Below are 18,612 nucleotides of genomic sequence, written 5' to 3' on the forward strand. Positions count from 1 at the left end.
GGGACAGGCTGAGACGCGCCGGGTCTGATCGGGCGACGCGCCCCCCGCAAGGACGCGCCCTTGGCAAGATCGACGCGCCCCCGCAAGACCTCAACGACGCAGACCTCAACGACGCGTCTCCCGTCATCCGGTGCGCATGGCCGCCCGTACCCGCTCAAGGGTGATCGGCAGGTCGCGCTGCCGGAAGCCGGTGGCGTGGAAGACGGCGTTGGCGATCGCCGCGGCGGTGCCGACGATCCCCACCTCGCCGATGCCCTTGGCGCCGACCGGGTTGAGCTCGTCGTCCTGCTCGTCGATCCAGTGGGCCTCGATCCCGCGGACGTCGGCGTTCGCCGCGATGTGGTACCCGGCCAGGTCGCGGTTGACGAAGTCGCCGAACCGGGGGTCCAGCTCCAGGGCCTCGTGCAGGGCCATGGAGATCCCCATCGTCATGCCGCCGAGGAACTGCGAGCGCGCCGTCCGGGCATTGATGATCCGGCCGCACGCGAAGACCCCCAGCAGCCGCTCGACACGGACCTGCCCGCTGTCGCGGTCCACCCTGACCTCGGCGAACTGCGCCCCGAACGAGTGGCGTGCGAAACGCTTCCACGCGGCGAGATCCTCGGCGGTGTCCGCCCGTGCCCCCAGGCCCTCCGGGGGGACCACGCCGGACCGCTCGTCGAGATCCTTGACCAGCGCCCGGCAGGCCTTGCTCACCGCCCAGCTCCAGGAGGCGGTGCCCATGGACCCCCCGGCGAGTGTCGCGGGGCCGAAGACACTGCGGCCCACCCTGACCGTGACCCGGTCCATCGGCACGCCGAGCTCGTCGGCGGCGACCTGGGTGAGCGCGGTGCGGGCGCCGGTGCCGATGTCGACCGCGGCGATCTCGACCACGAACCTGCCCGTGGGCTCGGCGTAGGCGGCCGCGGTGGACGCCCTGGTGTAGACGGGGTAGGTCGACGACGCGACGCCGGTCCCGACGAGCCACCGTCCGTCCTCGCGGACGCCCGGCGTGGGGTCGCGGTCGGCCCAGCCGAAGCGTGCCGCCCCCTCACGCAGGCAGGCGATCAGGTTGCGGCTGCTGAACGGGAGTCCCGACTCGGGGTCGGCCGAGGGCTCGTTGACGATCCGCAGCTGGACGGGGTCCATCCCGAGGGCGTACGCCAGCTCGTCCATCGCCGACTCCAGGGCGAACATCCCCGGAGCCTCGCCGGGGGCGCGCATCCACGAGGGGCTCGGCACGTCCAGCCGCAGCAGCCGGTGGACGGTGTGGCTGTTGGGCGTGGCGTACATGACGCGGCTGGGCGAGACCGTCTGCTCGGTGAACTCGACGAGCTTCGAGCTCTGCTGGAGCGCGTCGTGCCACACCGCGGTCAGCCTGCCGTCGCGCTCGGCCCCCAGGCGTACGCGCTGCACGGTGGGCGTCCGGTAGCTGACGAGCGGGAACATCTGCTGCCGGGTCATCGCCACCTTGACCGGTCGCCTGACGGCGCGGGCGGCCAGCGCCGCCAGGACGGTCGGCGGGCGGGTCGCCCCCTTGGACCCGAAACCGCCGCCGACGTGGTCCGCGACGACGCTCACCGCGCTCTCGGGAAGGCCGAACAGCCGGGCGATCGCGGTCGCCGATATCCACGGTGCCTGGTCGGAGTTGTAGAGCGTCAGGGTCTCGCCCTCCCAGAACGCGATCGTGGCGTGCGGCTCCATCGGGCTGGCGTGCTCGGCCGGGGTCGTGTAGGCGGCGTCCACGCCGACCGGCGCCGCCGCCAGGGCGCGCTCGGCGTCACCCCACTCGACCGTCCCTGTCAACCCCGCGTTGACCTTATCCGGAGAGGAGATCCGCGGGCTGCCGGGATCCAGCACGACCTCGTGGTCCTCCTCCTCGTAGTCCACGCGCACGGCCGACGCCGCCTCACGGGCACCCTCCAGGGTGTTCGCGACCACGGCCGCGACGATCTGTCCCCGGTAGGCGACGTCGGCCGACTGCAGGACGGCCAGCTCGGCGTCCTGCACGGGACGCAGCCGGGAGACGTTGCCGCTGTCCAGCACGGCGATCACCCCCGGCAGCGCCAGCGCGGCGGAGCCGTCGACGGAGCGCACCCGCCCCCGCACGATCGTGGATTGCACCGGCCAGACGTAGACGGCGTCCGGTACGGGGTACTCGTACGCGTAGCGGGCCACGCCGGTGACCTTGTCGCGTCCCTCGATCCTGACCGGTGCCCCGCCCACCACCTTGTCGAGAGTGGTCATCCCCGCTCCTCCCGAGTGAAGCCGTTCCCCGTTGACCCCGCCGGTTCCGTGAGATCGCGGACGCTCGCCGCGATCAGGTCGCCGGCCAGCCCGATCTTGAACTCGTTCCGCGGAAGGGGGCGCGCCACCACGAACTCCGCGTCCGCGGCCGCCAGCAGCAGCGTCCTGGTCGGCCGGTGGCCGGTCAGCATCCCCTCTGCCTCCCGGGCCCGCCACGGCACGGGGGCCACCCCGCCCAGCGCCAGCCGGATCTCCCGCAGCGAACCGTCTGCCTCCGTCGCGACCACCGCCGCGACCGAGACCACCGCGAACGCGTAGGACCAGCGGTCGCGGACCTTGCGGTACAGCATCGCCGCACCGTCCGGGGGCGGGGGCAGCTCGATCCCGGTGATCAGGTCACCGGGCGCCAGCACCGTCTCCCGATCCGGGGTGTCGCCGGGCAGCAGGTAGAAGCGGGAGAGCGGGACCGCCCGCTCGTCGCCTCCCGCGAGCCTGATGTGCACCACGGCGTCGAGGGCGGCCATCGCCACCGCCATGTCGGAGGGGTTGGTGGCCACGCACGCGACGGAGGTGCCGATCACCCCCAGGTCGCGGTGGTCGCCGCCGATCGCCGAGCAGCCGGTACCCGGCTCGCGCTTGTTGCACGGCTTGGTGACGTCCTGGAAATACGGGCAGCGCGTGCGTTGCAGCAGGTTGCCGCCGGTGGTGGCCATCGATCGCAACTGCCCGGAGGCCCCGGCCAGCACCGCCTGGGAGAGCGCGGGAAAACGTTCCCTGATGCCCCGGTCGCCGGACAGATCGCTGTTGCGCACCATCGCGCCGATGAGCACGCCGCCGTCTGCCCGGTGCTCGATCCGGTCGTACGGCAGCCGGGTGATGTCCACCAGCGTCGACGGCTCGACCACGCCGAGCTTCATCAGGTCCACGAGATTGGTGCCGCCGGCCAGGAACATCGTGCCGGCGCCGTCGAGGACGGCGGTGGCGGCGGCGCCGGGGTCGGTGGCGCGCTCGTAGGTGAAGGGCCTCATCGCGCGCCGCCGGGATTCCAGCCGGAGAGAACCGGGTCCGGGCTTCCCCCGCCGGCCGCGTCGAGGACGGCTTCGACGATTCCGGCGTACGCCCCGCAGCGGCAGAGGTTGCCGCTCATCCGTTCGCGGACCTCCTCGGCGTCCAGGGCGCCGCTGGAGGCGACGCCCGCGGCGACGTCCTCGGTGACATGGCTCGGCCAGCCCCGTTCCGCCTCGTCGAGCGCGCCGATGGCCGAGCAGATCTGGCCCGGCGTGCAGTAGCCGCACTGGAAACCGTCGTGATCGAGGAACGCCCGCTGGACGGGGTGCAGATCGTTCGTGCCGGCCAGGCCGGCCACCCCCTCGATGGTGACGATCTCCTGCCCGGCGGCCATGACCGCGAGCGTCAGGCAACTGTTCACCCGGCGGCCGTCCAGCAGGACCGTGCACGCCCCGCACTGCCCGTGGTCGCATCCCTTCTTCGTCCCGGTCAGCCCGAGATGCTCCCGTAACGCGTCCAGGAGGGTCACCCGGTTGTCCAGGGAGACGGAATGGTCGGCACCGTTGATGCGCAGCGTGATCTCGCTGCTGAACGCTTCGACTGCCATGCGTTTATCCTGTCAATTCCCCAACAATGGGGGGATTTCTGATTAATCTGAAAATTTAAAAGAAGCGGCAATCGTGAGGCTTCGAGAATCACGGGGGAGCCAAAGGGCCACCAAGGCCGGTGACACCCCGGCCCGGTACTGACCGGTGGCCGCGGCGCGGCCGGAGCCCCGCCTCGCCCCCGGCCGGCGCGGCCGTCCGGCCGCGTCAGCCCGGTCCGCGTCAGCCCGGTTCACGTCAGTCCGGTCGCCTGCCGGCGGCCATCGCCGACACGGCGGCCCCGCGCCGCTGGAACCGCCGCCGGCCCTGGTCCAGCATCACGACGAGAACGAGCACGATTCCCTTGATGACGATCTGCCAGAACTCCGACACGCCCATGAGCATCAGGCTCTCGGCGAGGAGGCCGACGGCACAGGCCCCGATGAGGGCGCCTCGCACCGTGCCGATCCCCCCGCCCAGCGCGGCGCCGCCGAGGATCACCGCGGTGATCGCGTTGAGCTCGTACATCTCACCGGCCAGCGGCGTCGCCGAGGTCAGCTCCGAGGCGATGACGAGACCCGCGAGCGCGGCGCAGGCACCGGAGATCACGTACACGGCCGTCTTGACGCGGTCGATCGGGACCCCGGAGAGCTCCGCGGCCCGCTCGTTGCCGCCCGCGGCGTACAGCCACCGTCCGAACGGCGTCCTGGTGAGCACCAGAGTGACGGCGACGGCGAGGAGGATCGCGATCCAGATCGCCACCGGGAGGCCGAGCGGGCGCCCGTTGCCGAGGACCTCGAAGCCGGTGTTGCCCAGCTCGGGGTTGCCGCCCAGATTGGGATAGGTCGAGCCGCCGGAGATCAGCAGCGCGATTCCCCGCGCCACGTACAGCATGCCGAACGTCGCGATGAAAGGCGGCACCTTGAACCGGGTGATGACGATGCCGTTCACCAGGCCGACGAGCATGCCGACCGCGACGCAGAGCACGATCACGCCCCACACGGGCGGGTAGGCGACGGCGTCGGCGAACCCGAGGCCGAGTCCTTCGAGCAACTCGCCGGCGACGACCCCGGAGAGCCCGGCGATCGAGCCGACCGACAGATCGATGCCGCCCTTGATGACGACCAGCAGCACGCCGAGCGCGATCACCGCGTTGATCGCGATGTGCTTGGCCACCATGACGAGGGTCGGTACGGAGAGGAACGTGTCCGACAGCAGGCCGAAGGTCACGATCATCGCCGCGAGCGCGATGGGCGCCCGCAGCTCGAACAGGCCGTTCACCAGGGAGAGGCGGCGGGCCTCGGCGGTGGCCTTCCCCGGCGGTGAGTGGCCCGGCGGCGCCGGTGCGGGGGGCGTTTCCCGAGGTGTCACCCCGCACCGCCCCTGTCCGTGCTCGTGCCGGTGTCCTGGTCGGTGTCCCGGTCGATGTCCGTGTCGGTGGAGGTGCCGCCGTTCGAGACCTTCAGCAGCTCCTCCCGGGTCGTCGTGCCGCGCCGGAACTCGCCGACGAGGACCCCTCGGGCGAGCACCAGCAGGCGGTCGGGGACGCGCAGGGCCTCCTCCGCGTCCGACGTGGTGAAGAGGACGGCCAGGCCGCGTTCCGCCTGTGCCGCGATGAGCGTGAAGATGTCCGTCCTGGCGCCGACGTCGACGCCGCGCGAGGGCTCGTCCAGCAGGAGCACCCGAGGGGCGGCCAGCAGGGCCCTGCCGATCACCACCTTCTGCTGGTCGCCACCGCTCAGCGACGCGGCCGACGCCTCCGCGCCGCCTGCGCCGCCCGCGCCGTCCGTTCCGACGGTGATGTCGTCGATCATCCGGCGGACGGCGTCCCGCTCGCGGTCACGGCAGACGAACAGCCGCCGGACGAACGCGCCCAGCCCGGCCAGGGAGAGGTTCTCCCCGACCGACATCGTCTGGACGATGCCGTCGCGCTGCCGGTTCCCCGGGACCAGGACCATGCCCAGGCCGACGCGGTCGCGGATCCCCAGGCTCTCCAGCGGGGTGCCGGAGAGCAGGACGCGGCCCGACTGCGAGGGGATCAGGCCGGCGAGTGCCTCCAGCAACTCGGTGCGGCCCGAACCCGTCAGCCCGTAGATCCCCACGATCTCGCCCTCCCCCACGGTCAGGGAGAGGCCGTCGACGGCGAGGCGGCCGGGGTTGGCCGGGTCGGCCACCACGAGGTCGCGCAGGGTCAGCAGTTCCTCCCCGGCGACCGCGGCGCGGCGAGGGAACCGGTCGCCCTGGTCGCGGTCGGTCATCCGCTCCACGACCCACCGGACGCCGACGTTGTCGGCGTCCGCCGTGGCGACCAGCCGCCCGTCACGCAGTACGACGACGTCGTCGGCGATCTCCAGTGCCTCCTCCAGGTGCGAGGAGACGTAGACGATCGCCACACCGTTCGAGGCCAGCTCCTTGAGGACCCGGAACAGGACCTCGACCTCCGGGGCGGTGAGCGCCGAGGTGGGCTCGTCCATGATCAGTACCCGCGCCTCCTGGAGGAGCGCCCGCGCGATCTCGACGATCTGCTGCTCGCCCGGAGTCAGGTCACAGACCAGCAGGTCGGGATCCAGATACTCCTCCAGGCTGTGGAGGATCGCCGCGGTGGTGGCCCGCTGGGACGAGCGGTCGATCACCCAGGGGCCCCCGCGGATCTCCCTGGCCAGGAACAGGTTGTCCTGGATGCTCAAGTTGGGGCAGAGGCTGAGCCCCTGGTGGACGATCGCGACGCCCCGGTCGGCGGCGTCGCGGGGCGACACGAACCTGACGGGCTCCCCGTCGAGCTCGACATGGCCGGCGGTGGGGTGCTCGATCCCGGAGAGGATCCTCATCAGGGTCGACTTGCCGGCCCCGTTCTCGCCGAACAGCGCGGTCACCCGGCCGGCGGCGACGTCGAAGTCGACGTCCCTGAGCACGTGCGCGTCCCCGTACACCTTGGTGACGTCGCGGGCGCTCAGGACTGTGACGGTCGGGAGCCTCACGCGATCTCCTCGATCGAGACCGGGGTGATGGTCACGACGGAGGGGGTGAGGAAACTGAAGGCCCCGACGAAGGAGATCTTCTTGCCCTCCAGCCGTGGCGCGTCCAGGTTCCTGAGCAGTTTCTCCCGCATCTGATCGTTCAGCGCGGTGGCGGCGTCGGCGTACTCCACCTGGTCGAGGAACTGCCCGAAGGTGATGAACCCCACCGCGTCCCGCAGCGCCGTGCCGTTGATGATCGGACCGACCTGCAGCGAGACCCGGGCGCCGGGGGGAAGACCGGGCACGGTCACGTGCATCAGTCCCGACCTCACCGCTCCGGCCCTGCCGACGCCCTCGACCGCGAAGGTGTAGGGGCCGCTGCCGTGCCGGACGCCGTACTGCTTCCCGGCCGCCTCCACGTCGGTGTTCATGGCCTTCACCAGTACGGGCAGCTCGACGGCCTTCCTCTCGATCGCGGGCACGACCCTGTCCTCGTACATCCGCGCCCCGTAAGCGGCCGGGTCGAAACGCCGGGGACCCGCCGCCGCGACGGACTCCGCCGAGCGGTACTGGGTGCTGAACCCGATGGCCGCCAGGAGTGCCACCGCCAGGGCGACGGCGATCCATCTCGCCGGGATCCGCCGGCGGGGCACCTGCCCGCCGCGCGCCTGCGATGCAACCGGCGTGCTCATCTCAGTCCTTCCGATGGGTGAACCTCAGGGTGACCGCTGATCCGTCCGCGGGGAGAGAGCCCCGCAAGGGGCTCGCGGCCGGGTGGGGGGAAGGCTTGCCGGAGAGCCCGGGGATGATCGCCGCTGTTCGGCGAAGGCGTTCGGCGGAACCCTTCGGACGGCGCGGCGTGCCGCCGGGGGGTCCTCGTGCCCGCGGGGCGGCGAAGTGCTCCTCGCGGCCCACCGGGCCGAGGGCGCGGTGATGCTCTTCATGTCCCGTATACCCGTTCGCACGCCTTCCACCGAATCCTTCCCGAACGGGAACCGGCCGAGCCGCCGGACGCCGTCCAGCCGGCGCGGCGACCTCGCGGGCGAACGCGAGACCCCGGCCGGGTGAACGGGCCGATGACCACGGTGGGTGTGCCGATGAAATATTTCAACAACCCAAAAAGTCATTCGGGGTGTCCGAATCAGGCCCACCACAGGTTCCACCCTGCCCGATGGCGCTTCCGTACGGTGATCTTTAAGTGAGGCCGCACCAGTTTTGACCTGGTTTTTTCTATATATCCAAACGCTGATTGCCAACCCCGGGTCGCCCGCTCGTCGGGTGGCCGGATTCGTGGCGAGGTCCTCGGCCGGGCTCCACGAGGTGTCTCTCGCGCGTTCCGTGTCCGGCCGGGGTCCGATCCGACCCGCCGTGACGGGCTTTGCCGATGTACGGTGTCGTTTGCTGTGGGATAGATGGGAATTTGTGTCCGTTTAGCCGACTTGCTCGCGTGGCGCGGTCTGTGTTCGTAGGATCTATGCCGAACCTTGACCGCAACCTGTAAGCCTCGGTGGCCGGTGTGAGGCCGGTCGATCAAAGCTGGAACGAGGAGAAACTGTGCTGAAGTCCAAGACGCGGCTGCGCGTCGCGGTCAAGACGGCCGTGGTCGCTACGGCGGGTGCGGGCATCTTCGGTGCGTTTCCCGCGCTCGCCTCCATCCACGCCGCTCCCAAACCGGTGGCCTACACCTGCACGCTCGCGGGTGCGCCGTCACCGTCGGCGACGTACACCTTCACCATGGACCTCACCGGTCCGGCGGCGGGAGTGGTGAACTCCCCCCTCGTGGCGACCTGGAAGATCAGCCCGCCGGCCGCCCTTCCCTCTCTCACTCCGTCCGCGCCGGCCCCGGCGGGCGCGAGTCTCGTCGCCGACGCGGAGATGCAGATCAGCGCCAGCCCCGCGGGAGTCCTGGCGCTCCCCACGGAGCTCCGCCCGATCCTGGTCACCGCCGCGCCCCCGGTCGCCGGGCAGCCGGTCACCGCGCCTCCGCTGGTCGTCACGGTGACCCCCCTCGCGACCGGGGTCGTCGCCTTCCAGCCCGACGCGTTCACCCTGCTCCTGGCGACCGGCGCGGCGGGTGCCGCGAGCGAGGTCGAGCTGCTCGACTGCGCTCCCCCCGAGGCCGCCCAGGCCTCGCCCGCCGCGCTGCGGGTGACCGTGGGGACGGGCAGCCCCAGCGCCAGCCCGAGTGCCAGCGCCAGCCCGAGTGCCAGCCCCAGCGCCAGTGCCAGCGCCAGCGCGACCCCCACGCCGACCATCACCGTCACCCGGACCAGGACCTCCGACCCGGTGCCCGACCCCGACTCCGACGAGCAGATCGACGAGACCCCCAAGGGCGCCGCCTCCACGGGCGGCGGCGGTGACGCCGGGCCCGACGCTCGGATGATCATGTTCAGCGGTGTGCTGACGGTGGCCCTCGCCGGAATCGGCGGGCTCATGCTGCGGCGTCGCACCGCCGGTCGCGGCTGATCGGGGTGGCCGGATGACCACCCCCCCGCCGCCGGGCGGCTGGCCGCCCCCCGGGCCGCCGCCGCACTACCGGCCGGTCCCGGTCCAGCCGCCGTACCCGCAGCCGGGCCCCCACCAGCAGTACGGCCCGCCGTACGAGGAGCCCCCCGGCAGCCGGATGATGCGGTCGGTGCTCATCCTCGCCGGAATCGCCGGGGTGGTCACGGTGCTGGTGGGCCTGCTCTACATGCTGGCCTCGCCCGAGGAGTACGGTCTGGCCGACCAGCGCACCACGCTGCCGCCCCGCGATCTGGCGGCGGCACCGGCGAACCCCTATTTCCAGGCGCCCCCGACCGCGCCGCCGCCTCTGCCCAGCCTGCCCGCGGCCCCGGCCATGCAGCCCTCGTCCCCGGTGCGCCTGGTCATCCCGCGGCTCGGGGTCAACGCGCCGGTCAGGTCCGTCGGGCTCGACAGGAAGGGCGCCATCGAGGTGCCGCCGGTCGGCCACCCGAACCTGGTCGGCTGGTACCGCTCGGGACCCACCCCCGGCGAGGCGGGTCCCGCGATCATGCTCGGGCACAAGGACACGCGCTCGGGAAGCGCGGTGTTCAGCCGCCTCGACGAGATCCGCAACGGCGACGTCATCGAGGTGCACCGCAAGGACGGGATCGTCGCCGTCTACACCGTGGGCGGCCTGGAGCAGGCCGAGAAGTCGGTGTTTCCGACCCAGCGGGTGTACGGCCGGTCGCCGACCCCCCAGTTGCACCTGATCACCTGCGGCGGCACCTACAACCGCGCGACCGGTCACTACACCGACAACGTCATCGCCTACGCGACCATGACGAGCACCAAGAAGGCCTGAGAAGGGCCGCTCGGGCCGGGGCCGGGTCCCGGGTTCCCCGGCGTTCCGGGTTTCCCGGCGTTCCGGGAAAGACGCGATCATCCTCGCCGCCGTGCGCGCGGCTCCCGCCCAGGGCGCGGGCGAAAGTTCTGTTGTAACCTCCTACTAACCGAACATTGCTCGGTTTCGCAGGCAGCTCGGTTCCGCAAGCAGGAGGCACTGTGGCAGAGGCGTACATCGTCGGGGCGGTCCGCACCCCCGTCGGCAAGAAGAAGGGCGGTCTGTCCACCGTCCACCCCACCGATCTGGCCGCGCACACCCTCGGCGCGCTCATCGAGCGTACGGGCGTCGACCCGTCCGCGGTCGAAGACGTGATCATGGGCTGTGTCATGCAGTTCGGCCCGCAGAGCATGGACATCGCGCGCAACGCGTGGCTGTCGGCGGGCCTTCCGGAGAACGTCGCCGGTGTGACCATCGACCGCCAGTGCGGCTCCTCCCAGCAGTCGATCCACTTCGCGGCCCAGGGGGTGCTCTCCGGCACCCAGGACCTCGTCGTGGCCGCCGGGGTGGAATCCATGAGCATCGTCCCCATGGGGTCGAGCATCACCGCCGCCCTGGAGAAGGGCATGCCCTTCCCGTTCGGGGAGAAGTGGGTGGAGCGGTACGGCAAGCAGGAGATCTCCCAGTTCCGCGGCGCGGAGCTCATGTGCGAGAAGTGGGGTCTCAAGCGCGAGGAGCTGGAGCGGTTTGCGTACGAGAGCCACCAGCGGGCCTCGAAGGCCGTCGCGAACGGCTATTTCAAGGACCAGATCGCCCCGATCAACGGGGTCGAGGACGACGAGGGCCCGCGCCCGGACACCACGCTGGAGAAGATGGCGTCGCTGAAGACGCTGAAGCCCGACGGCATGATCACGGCTGCCACCTCCTCGCAGATCTCCGACGGCTCGGGAGCGATCCTGATCGCCTCCGAGCAGGCCGTCCGCGACCACAACCTGACCCCCCGGGCGCGCATCGTCACCCTGGCGCTCACCGGCGACGACCCGGTCTACATGCTGACCGCGCCGATCCCGGCGACGCAGAAGGCGCTGAAGAGGGCGGGCCTGTCGATCGACGACATCGACGTCACCGAGATCAACGAGGCGTTCGCCCCCGTCCCGCTGGCGTGGATCAACGACCTGGGCGCCGACCCGGCCAAGGTCAACCCGAACGGCGGCGCGATCGCCCTGGGCCACCCGCTGGGCGGCACCGGCGCGATCCTGATGACCAAGCTCCTGCACGAGCTGGAGCGGACCGGTGGCCGGTACGGGCTGCAGACGATGTGCGAGGGCGGCGGCCAGGCCAACGTCACGATCATCGAGCGACTCTGACACCTCTGACGCCGTGCTCGTACGGCCCGCACAGCCCGTACGGCCCGTGAGACGCCCGTGAGGCGGGGAAGGCCCCGGTCCTGGAGTTCCAGGACCGGGGCCTTTCACGTTCTCGCGAACGGCCCGCAGACCGGCTTCGCGAAGGAACCCGCGGGAACGGCCTCGCGAAGGGGTCCGCGGGCCGGTCCCGCGAAAGGACCCGCGGGTCGGCCCCGTGAAGAGGGCCGCGGGTTGACCTCGCGAGGCCGACCCGCAGGTCAGCGGCCGCCCTTGCCGGGAATCCGGCGCGGCTGCTGGGTGGGCCGCATCGGCGTCGGAGGCATCGGCAGATGCCGGGGCGCCGGAGGCACGACGTGCTCGGGGAGCGGGGTGCGGGGCTTGGTCGTCTTGGCGGTCTTGGACTTCCCGTCGCGCTTCTGCGCGAGTTTGTGGGCAGGGTGAATTCGCATATGGGACTCCTTGGGAAACGTGACGACGCGGTGAGATCCCGGGTCGGACAACTCAGCTGCCGCGTCAGACGAACGGGGCCAGATGGCTGAGTGCGGGCGGATCGGCGAGGACCGATCGACGCCGGCTCTTAGGAGTTAATCCACATGCGGTCGAACATACGGCGCCCCGCCGAGGCCGTGCAACCGATTTATCGGCCACTGATTCCAGACCGCGCGTATCCAGCGAAACCGGCCGATTCCGTCGGCTCCGGGCCGCGCGCCTGGAGAGATCAGCCGGTCCCGCCGAGGCCCGGCCTGCTCGAGGCCCGGCCTGCTCGGGGCCTGGCCGGTTCGGGGCCTGGCCGGTTCGGGGCCTGGCCGGTTCGGGGCCTGGCCTGCTCGGGCCCGGTCCGTGAGACCCGCCGGCCCCGTCGGAACTCACCCGGCGGGACCGGCCGGTCCCGTCGGAGCGGGGCGTTCGGGAAGTTCGACGTGAACGCGGGTGCCCTCCCCGGGAGCCGAGGTGATCCAGCAGCAGCCGCCGTGCGCGTCGGTGATCGCCTTGACGATCGACAGTCCCAGCCCGGCACCGTCGGGCATCCGCTCCCCGCCCCGGTGAAAGCGGTCGAAGGCCCTGTCCACCTGCTCGGCGGACATCCCGGGACCGTCGTCGGAGACCTCGATCAGCGCACCGCCGGACGGCCGCCGCGCGACCCGCACGGTGGCCGTCGTCCCCGCGGGGGTGTGCGTCCGCACGTTCGCCAGGAGGTTGACGAGGATCTGCCGGATCCTCGCCTCGTCGGCGGTGACGGTCAGAGACTCCGGGGCGTCCACGACGATCGGCGACTCCGGCTCGATGGCCGTGCAGTCCGCGCTCACGTCGCGCGCCACCGAGGCCAGATCGGTCTCCGTGAGCTGGAGCCCGGCGTTCCTGTCCAGGCGGGCGAGGTCGAGCATCTGGCTGACGAGATCACCCATCCGGGTGGCCTCGTCCTCGATCCTGCCCATGATCCTGGGCAGGTCCTCGGCGCGCAGCGCCCCGGTCCGGTAGAGCTCGGCGTACCCCCGGATGGTGGACAGCGGGGTCCGCAGCTCGTGCGAGGCGTCGGCGGCGAAGCGGCGGACGCGCTCCTCCGACGCCCAGCGATCCCTGAAGGCCCCCGCGATCCGGTCGAGCAGCAGGTTCACGGCCGTGCCGATCCGCCCGACCTCAGAGGGGCCCTCGGGCATCCGGACCGACAGGTCGCCCTCCCCGGCCATCCGGTACGCCGTCCCGGCGATCCTGGCCAGCGGTGAGAGCCCCCTGGTGATCAGGGCGCGGCCGGCGAGCGCCAGCACCAGGATCAGCGCGCCGCCGGTGAGCAGTTCGGCGATGACGAGCCGCCGGATCGGGGCCTCGACGGACTCCAGCGGGACGGCGACGACCACCAGCCGGTTGCCCTGCCTGGCCTCGGCCACCCGCGCGATCATGCCCTGGTCGCCCGTCGTGCCCAGGTCGAACGCCTCCCCGCTCTCGGCCAGGACCTTCAGGCGGGCGGCACCGAGGCTCTCCACCAGCTGCGGTACGGTCGCGGCGGCGGGCGCGTCCCCGTTGACGAGCCTGGCCCGGCCCGAGTTGAGGTTCATCGCGGCCACGGCGTAGGTGGACCCGGTCAGGGTCTGCGCGAGCTGGCCCCCGGGGGCGGCGACGATCCGCTTGGCGGCGGTCGCGGTGGCCGCCCGCAGCTGCCCGTCGAGTCTTTCCATCAGGTGCCCGCGCAGGACGAGGACACTTGTCACGGACAGCATCACCAGCAGGGTCGTGCTCACCGCGAGCAGGCCGGCGAGCAGCCGCGCCCTGAGCGACATCAGGTGCCCTGGGGCGGGCGTAGCGCGTAACCGACTCCGCGCTGGGTGTGGATCAGCGGCGGGCCGAGCGGGTCGAGCTTGCGGCGCAGGTAGGAGATGTAGGTCTCGACGACCTGCGACGAACCCCCGTAGCCCCAGACGTGTTCCAGCAACTGACGCTTCGTCAGGACCAGTCCGGGATGTTCCATCATGAAGGCGAGCAGCCGGAACTCGGTGGGGGAGAGGTCCAGCGCGACTCCGGCCCGCCGGGCCTCCCAGCGTGACTCGTCGAGTTCCAGGTCCGCCACCCTGAGCGTCCCGCCAAGGTCGTCGGAGACGTCCGTCCTGCGGAGCACCGCCCGCACGCGGGCGACGAGAGCCTCGACCGAGAAGGGCTTGGTGACGTAGTCGTCGCCGCCCAGGGTGAGGCCGCGCACGGTGTCGGCGGAGGTGTCCCTGGCCGTCAGGAAGATCACCGGAATGTGCAGGCCCGCGGCCCTGATCCTCCGGCACACCTCGAAACCGTCGACGTCGGGGAGCATCACGTCGAGCACGATCAGCGCGGGGGAGTCGCCCTCCACCGCGTCGAGGGCCTGCCTGCCGGTCGCCACGCCCGTCACCCCGAAGCCGTGGAAGCGCAGGGCGACCTCGACGATGTCACGGATGTTGGGGTCGTCCTCGACGACGAGGATGGTGCGCTCGTTCATGGAGGCCCCATTCTTGCCTACTGATTCCGTACTTCGTCCCAGTTAGTAGCTGTTAGTCCTTGATTGGAGGCCGCCGCGAAGCGGTGGAATTCCGGCGCATCTCGGTGATCCCACCGCTTCACGGTCAGCTTCCGCCGAGCCTCCGGGGTCCCCGGTCAGCTCCCCGGCGTGGTGGCCGGCGGGTCCAGGAGGGCGCGGTCACGCGGTACGAACACCGCGGCGGCCGTCGGGTCGGTCGAGGTGGGGACGCCGATCACGAAGACGCCGTCCCCGACGACCAGCTTGGTCAGGTCGGCGCGGACGCCGAGCCTGCGGAACCGTGTGGACGTGTCGAGGTTCCAGTTCCAGACGAGGCCGTCCTTGCTCTTGACGGTCAGCTTGTTCTCACCCTTGGCGGTGATCACGCCGCGCTGCCAGGTGTAGTCGATGAAGGTCGACTTCTTGTCCCTGACGGTGGCCCGTCCGTGGATGCCGACCACCCACAGGTTGTAGTGGGAGCGCAGCCTCGGCCCGCGAAGCGTGGAGTCGGCCTTGAGCAGCTGGTCGGCGATGGCGGTCACGCCGGCCGGCACCGGGGGTGTCGTGCCGGTCGCCCAGGCGGTGGAACCCGTCAGCATGATCGACGCCGTAATGGCCGCGGCGCCGAGTGCCAGTTTCCTCTTCATGGTGGTCCTTCCGGGAACGTCTCCCGACGGGGAGACGTCGATCAGGCAATCGTCCCGAGCTGTGATCTTCGAAGGAGGATCCTGGGAATTCCCTGAGAGCCGTGAACCGAGAGCCGTGAACCGAGAGCCGTGAAAAGGCCGCGCGCGGTGCCGCTCCTTTCGGGAGCGGCACCGCGCGCGGGTCACCGTGGGCTACGTGGGCGCTCGCCCGGGACTAGCTCGGGCTCGCCCGGGACTACTTGGGAACGCGGGCGACGCAGAAGACGGTCTGCCCGAACGGCGGGCGGACGAAGCGCTCGATGAGGCGGGTCAGGGGCACCACCGTACGGTCGTAGATCTTGACCAGGCGGGGGTCGGGGTAGCCGACGCCCCCGCGGCGGACGGCGGCCCACCAGGCGATGCCGCCCAGGAAGTTGATCGGCTTGAGCACGTCGATGTCCAGGCCCGCCTTGGAGACCGTGCTGCGCAGGGTGGCGGGGGTGTAGCGGGTGACGTGGCCGACCTTGCGGTCGAAGTCTCCGTACAGCTGCATGTAGCCGGGCACCCAGATGACGATCCGGCCGCCGGGGAGGGTGACCTTGGCGAGGGAGCGCAGGGCCTCGACGTCGTCCTCGATGTGCTCCAGGACGTTCATCATCACGACGGTATCGACCTTCTCACCGATCGGGATCTCGGTCGGCAGGCCGAACTGGAGCACGTCGATGTCGTCGCGGCCCTCGAAACGCTTCTGCAGCTGCTCCACGCAGTAGGGGTCGAAGTCGCTGACCACCAGCCGGTCGAGGCGAGGCAGGAACGCCTCGGCGAAGTGGCCCAGCCCGGAGCCGATCTCCAGCATGGACCGGCCCACGTGCGGGGCGACCATGTCGAGCTCGTACTGCCGGTAGTTCTTGGCCTCGTCCCCACCCAGGTGGTTCTCCAGGGCCTCGTCACCGGCCGCGGGTTGCACTACGCGGTCATACCCAGACATGCGGTTCCGTCCAGCTCGCTTACGGAAAGGCCGCGGCGAGGCCACGACCAGGGACAGCCAGAGTCTAGTGGCGCTTCCCTCGCGGCGGCCCCTCAAACGCTTCACGCCCGGTGCCGTCCCTCCACGACGAGCTCTTTCGCGGCGAGCACCGGCCGGGCGGCACGCCCCGTGCTCCACCCGATTACCGGCTCCGCCGAATCAGCCATAAAGCACCAGCATTTCCACGGTTCACGCCGTACGGAGGAAGTTCGGCCTCGACCCGGCGGGGAGATTTGCACCGGGGGACAAGGAAACCCCTCTGGGGAATGGCGGGCCGACCGGTTCGTGATTTGGAAACGGTGCGATTCCCGGTGAGTGGAAAAAGGAGCGCGAATCGATGGAACAGATCCGATGGTGGCGCGGGAACCTGCCCGCGGAGACGAACGGCTTCATCGGCAGGGGAAGCGAGGTGCGGCGGCTGCTGGAGTTCCTGGACGGCACGCCGCTGACCACGGTCACCGGTGTCGGGGGCGTCGGCAAGTCCCGAATCGCGGTCAGGGCCGCGCGGGAGCGGCAGGAGCACCACCCCGACGGCACCTGGCTGGTGGAGCTCTCCGGCGAGCGCAACGGCGATCTGCTCGCCCACACGGTCGCGGCCGTCCTCGGCCTCCCGGAGCGGTCCGCGCGGTCGCAGACCGGCACGCTCGTCGAGTTCCTCGCGGGCAGGAGACTCCTGCTGATCCTCGACGCCTGCGAGCACCTCCTGCCGGCCTGCCGCGATCTCGTCGCGGAGATCCTGGCGGCGGCACCCGGCGTACGGATCATCGCGACCTCCCGCCGGCCGCTCGGACTGCCGCAGGAGGCGCTGCTCCCCGTCGAGCCCTTCGCGGCACCCGGCGCCGGGCCCTCCGCCCGACGGACGGAAGGCCCGGCGCCGGAGGGCCCGGGGGCCGAGAGGACGCCGGAGAGGGCGGGGACGGAAAGGGGGGAGCCGGAGAGGGAACCCCCGGAGGAGCCTGAGGAACCGGAGGAGGACGACGCGCTTCGCCTCTTTCTCGATCGGGCCGGGATCGCGGCGCCCGGCCTGGAGACGACCCGGGCCGGTACGGTGGCCGCGGCCAGGATCTGCCGGCGGCTGGACGGCGTACCGCTCGCCGTCGAGCTGGCCGCCGGATGGCTGGGATCCCTGCCGGTGGAACGGCTCGCCGATCACCTGGACGACCACTTCGAGGTCCTCCACGGCCGGGCGCGGGTCCCCCGCCACCGGATCGCGCGCGCCGCGATCGGCTGGAGCCACGAGCTGTGCGCCCCGCGGGAACGCCTGCTCTGGGCCAGGCTCTCGGTCTTCGCGGGGGCCTTCGACACGGCCGCCGCCGAGTGGGTGTGCGGCGACGAGCACCTGGACGACGTGCCGGGCCTGCTGGCGAGCCTGGCGGAGAGGTTCCTCCTCGTCCGCGTGCCCGGCGGCTACCGGCTGCCCGCCGCGGTCAGGGAGTACGGCAGGGAGCGGCTCGCCCTGCTCGGCGAGGAGACCCGGCTGGCGCAGCGGCACCGCTACCACTACCTCGACCTGGCGCGCAGGGCCGAGGCCGACTGGTACGGCCCCGGGCAGGAGGAGTGGGCCGCCAGGCTCGCCTTCTCCATGACCGACCTCCGCCTCGCCCTCGACCCCGCCTCCCCGACGTCCGTCGAGCTCGCCGGGACGCTCTGGATCCTCTGGTTCTGCCTGGGCCGGCTGAACGAGGGCCGCTACCACATGACGCGGGCGATCGAGGCGGCTCCCGTCACCGATCCCGGGCTGCCCCGGCTCCTGTGGGCCGACGGCTGCGTGGCCATCGCCAGGGGAGAGCTGGAACTGGGCCGCCGCCGGGCGGAGGCGGCGCTGTCGGCGGCCCTCGACTGGGGCGACTACGCGGCGGCCGGGCACGCCCAGCTCCGGCTGGCCAGCAGCTCGCTGTGCTCCGGCGCCCTGGAGGACGTCGAACCCTGCGTCGAGCTCGTCCGCGAGTACTTCCGCCGGGCCGAGGCCGCCACCGTCAGCGAACCCCTCGCCCTGGTGACCGCGGCGATGGCGGTCACCTGGCGCGGCGAGTTCGACAGGGCGGTCGCGGTGCTCAAGGAGGTGCAGCGGCTCTGCGACGCGCGCGGCGAGCGCTGGGCCCGCGCCTGCGGCGACTACGTCCTGTCCATCGCCCAGCTGGGCCTCGGCAGGGTGGCCGAGGCGGCGGAGGCCGCCCGGCAGTCGCTCGACGTCAAGTGGCGCCTGCGCGACGCCACCGGTGTGGCGCTCGCGGTCGACCAGCTCGCGGTGATCGCCGCCGTCGAGGGCGACGGCCGGCGCACGGCCAGGCTCCAGGGGGCGGGGGTACGGCTGTGGGCCACCTTCGGGCTCACGGGCTTCGGCTCGGAGGGCATGTCCGAGCCGAGGACCGTCGCCGAGCGGACGGCCAGGCAACTGCTCGGCGACGAGACCTATGACGCGGTCTTCGCCGAGGGCTACGAGGCCGACCCGGACGCGGCGGTCGCCTATGCCCTCCACTGACCGCCGAAGGCGCCCCTGAAGGCCACCCGGCCCTCGGAGGGCGGATTCCCGGTCGCGCCCGCGGAACCC

At 71.6% G+C, this 18,612-nt stretch carries 15 protein-coding genes; 4 read left to right on the forward strand and 11 right to left on the reverse strand.

Annotated features, from left to right (window positions below):
* Positions 1-123 precede the first annotated feature (123 nt).
* From AB0F88_RS07040 to AB0F88_RS07065, 6 genes are all read right to left on the reverse strand, one after another.
* A complete protein-coding gene (locus AB0F88_RS07040; protein ID WP_362678340.1) occupies positions 124-2,226 on the reverse strand; it encodes a xanthine dehydrogenase family protein molybdopterin-binding subunit in 2,103 nt (700 codons plus the stop codon).
* Positions 2,223-3,254, reverse strand: coding sequence for a xanthine dehydrogenase family protein subunit M (locus tag AB0F88_RS07045; RefSeq protein ID WP_362678341.1), 1,032 nt, complete (start codon positions 3,252-3,254; stop codon positions 2,223-2,225). The genes AB0F88_RS07040 and AB0F88_RS07045 overlap by 4 nt, the downstream gene beginning before the upstream one ends.
* Entirely contained in the window at positions 3,251-3,841 is a 591-nt protein-coding gene (locus AB0F88_RS07050) for a 2Fe-2S iron-sulfur cluster-binding protein (protein WP_362678343.1), read from the reverse strand. The genes AB0F88_RS07045 and AB0F88_RS07050 overlap by 4 nt, the downstream gene beginning before the upstream one ends.
* Positions 3,842-4,076: 235 nt before the next feature.
* Complete coding sequence (locus tag AB0F88_RS07055; protein WP_362678345.1) at positions 4,077-5,189, reverse strand: ABC transporter permease; 1,113 nt, start codon at positions 5,187-5,189, stop codon at positions 4,077-4,079.
* Complete coding sequence (locus AB0F88_RS07060; protein ID WP_362678347.1) at positions 5,186-6,796, reverse strand: sugar ABC transporter ATP-binding protein; 1,611 nt, start codon at positions 6,794-6,796, stop codon at positions 5,186-5,188. The genes AB0F88_RS07055 and AB0F88_RS07060 overlap by 4 nt, the downstream gene beginning before the upstream one ends.
* Entirely contained in the window at positions 6,793-7,467 is a 675-nt protein-coding gene (locus tag AB0F88_RS07065) for a DUF2291 domain-containing protein (RefSeq protein ID WP_362678349.1), read from the reverse strand. The genes AB0F88_RS07060 and AB0F88_RS07065 overlap by 4 nt, the downstream gene beginning before the upstream one ends.
* A gap of 862 nt (positions 7,468-8,329) precedes the next feature.
* Here AB0F88_RS07065 and AB0F88_RS07070 point away from each other — a divergent pair.
* The 3 genes from AB0F88_RS07070 to AB0F88_RS07080 all read left to right on the forward strand — a co-directional run bounded on the left by AB0F88_RS07070 (position 8,330) and on the right by AB0F88_RS07080 (position 11,428).
* Positions 8,330-9,241 carry a hypothetical protein gene (locus AB0F88_RS07070; protein WP_362678351.1) on the forward strand — a complete coding sequence of 304 codons (912 nt, stop codon included), beginning with the start codon at positions 8,330-8,332 and terminating at the stop codon, positions 9,239-9,241.
* 13 nt (positions 9,242-9,254) lie between these two features.
* Positions 9,255-10,082: a class F sortase gene (locus AB0F88_RS07075; protein ID WP_362678353.1), complete on the forward strand. Its 828-nt coding sequence runs from the start codon at positions 9,255-9,257 to the stop codon at positions 10,080-10,082.
* Positions 10,083-10,282: 200 nt separating this feature from the next.
* Positions 10,283-11,428, forward strand: coding sequence for an acetyl-CoA C-acetyltransferase (locus AB0F88_RS07080; RefSeq protein WP_362678355.1), 1,146 nt, complete (start codon positions 10,283-10,285; stop codon positions 11,426-11,428).
* 257 nt (positions 11,429-11,685) lie between these two features.
* Here the strand turns inward: AB0F88_RS07080 and AB0F88_RS07085 are convergent, their stop codons facing one another.
* From AB0F88_RS07085 to AB0F88_RS07105, 5 genes are all read right to left on the reverse strand, one after another.
* Positions 11,686-11,877: a hypothetical protein gene (locus AB0F88_RS07085; RefSeq protein ID WP_362678357.1), complete on the reverse strand. Its 192-nt coding sequence runs from the start codon at positions 11,875-11,877 to the stop codon at positions 11,686-11,688.
* Positions 11,878-12,294: 417 nt separating this feature from the next.
* The gene (locus AB0F88_RS07090) at positions 12,295-13,704 is read right to left on the reverse strand and encodes a HAMP domain-containing sensor histidine kinase (protein WP_362678359.1); all 1,410 of its coding nucleotides are present in this window, start codon (positions 13,702-13,704) and stop codon (positions 12,295-12,297) included.
* A complete protein-coding gene (locus AB0F88_RS07095; RefSeq protein WP_362678361.1) occupies positions 13,704-14,390 on the reverse strand; it encodes a response regulator transcription factor in 687 nt (228 codons plus the stop codon). Before AB0F88_RS07095 ends, AB0F88_RS07090 begins: the two co-directional genes overlap by 1 nt.
* Before the next feature lie 155 nt (positions 14,391-14,545).
* The gene (locus AB0F88_RS07100) at positions 14,546-15,055 is read right to left on the reverse strand and encodes a hypothetical protein (protein ID WP_362678363.1); all 510 of its coding nucleotides are present in this window, start codon (positions 15,053-15,055) and stop codon (positions 14,546-14,548) included.
* A 235-nt stretch (positions 15,056-15,290) separates the two neighbouring features.
* Entirely contained in the window at positions 15,291-16,001 is a 711-nt protein-coding gene (locus tag AB0F88_RS07105) for a class I SAM-dependent methyltransferase (RefSeq protein ID WP_362678365.1), read from the reverse strand.
* Between the two features lie 397 nt (positions 16,002-16,398).
* Here AB0F88_RS07105 and AB0F88_RS07110 point away from each other — a divergent pair, with 397 nt between their 5' ends.
* Positions 16,399-18,543 (forward strand): hypothetical protein, encoded by a 2,145-nt coding sequence (locus tag AB0F88_RS07110; RefSeq protein WP_362678367.1) that lies wholly within the window; start codon positions 16,399-16,401, stop codon positions 18,541-18,543.
* The last annotated feature ends 69 nt before the right edge of the window (positions 18,544-18,612 follow it).

This window comes from Streptosporangium sp. NPDC023963, assembly GCF_040639135.1.
Classification (GTDB): domain Bacteria; phylum Actinomycetota; class Actinomycetes; order Streptosporangiales; family Streptosporangiaceae; genus Streptosporangium.

Bases quoted from the DNA above. Each gene is read 5' to 3' on its own strand.
- AB0F88_RS07040 (WP_362678340.1), bottom strand. From the start codon at position 2,226: ATGACCACTCTCGACAAGGTGGTGGGCGGGGCACCGGTCAGGATCGAG.
- AB0F88_RS07045 (WP_362678341.1), bottom strand. From the start codon at position 3,254: ATGAGGCCCTTCACCTACGAGCGCGCCACCGACCCCGGCGCCGCCGCC.
- AB0F88_RS07050 (WP_362678343.1), bottom strand. From the start codon at position 3,841: ATGGCAGTCGAAGCGTTCAGCAGCGAGATCACGCTGCGCATCAACGGT.
- AB0F88_RS07065 (WP_362678349.1), bottom strand. From the start codon at position 7,467: ATGAGCACGCCGGTTGCATCGCAGGCGCGCGGCGGGCAGGTGCCCCGC.
- AB0F88_RS07075 (WP_362678353.1), top strand. From the start codon at position 9,255: ATGACCACCCCCCCGCCGCCGGGCGGCTGGCCGCCCCCCGGGCCGCCG.
- AB0F88_RS07085 (WP_362678357.1), bottom strand. From the start codon at position 11,877: ATGCGAATTCACCCTGCCCACAAACTCGCGCAGAAGCGCGACGGGAAG.
- AB0F88_RS07090 (WP_362678359.1), bottom strand. From the start codon at position 13,704: ATGTCGCTCAGGGCGCGGCTGCTCGCCGGCCTGCTCGCGGTGAGCACG.
- AB0F88_RS07095 (WP_362678361.1), bottom strand. From the start codon at position 14,390: ATGAACGAGCGCACCATCCTCGTCGTCGAGGACGACCCCAACATCCGT.
- AB0F88_RS07100 (WP_362678363.1), bottom strand. From the start codon at position 15,055: ATGAAGAGGAAACTGGCACTCGGCGCCGCGGCCATTACGGCGTCGATC.
- AB0F88_RS07110 (WP_362678367.1), top strand. From the start codon at position 16,399: ATGGAACAGATCCGATGGTGGCGCGGGAACCTGCCCGCGGAGACGAAC.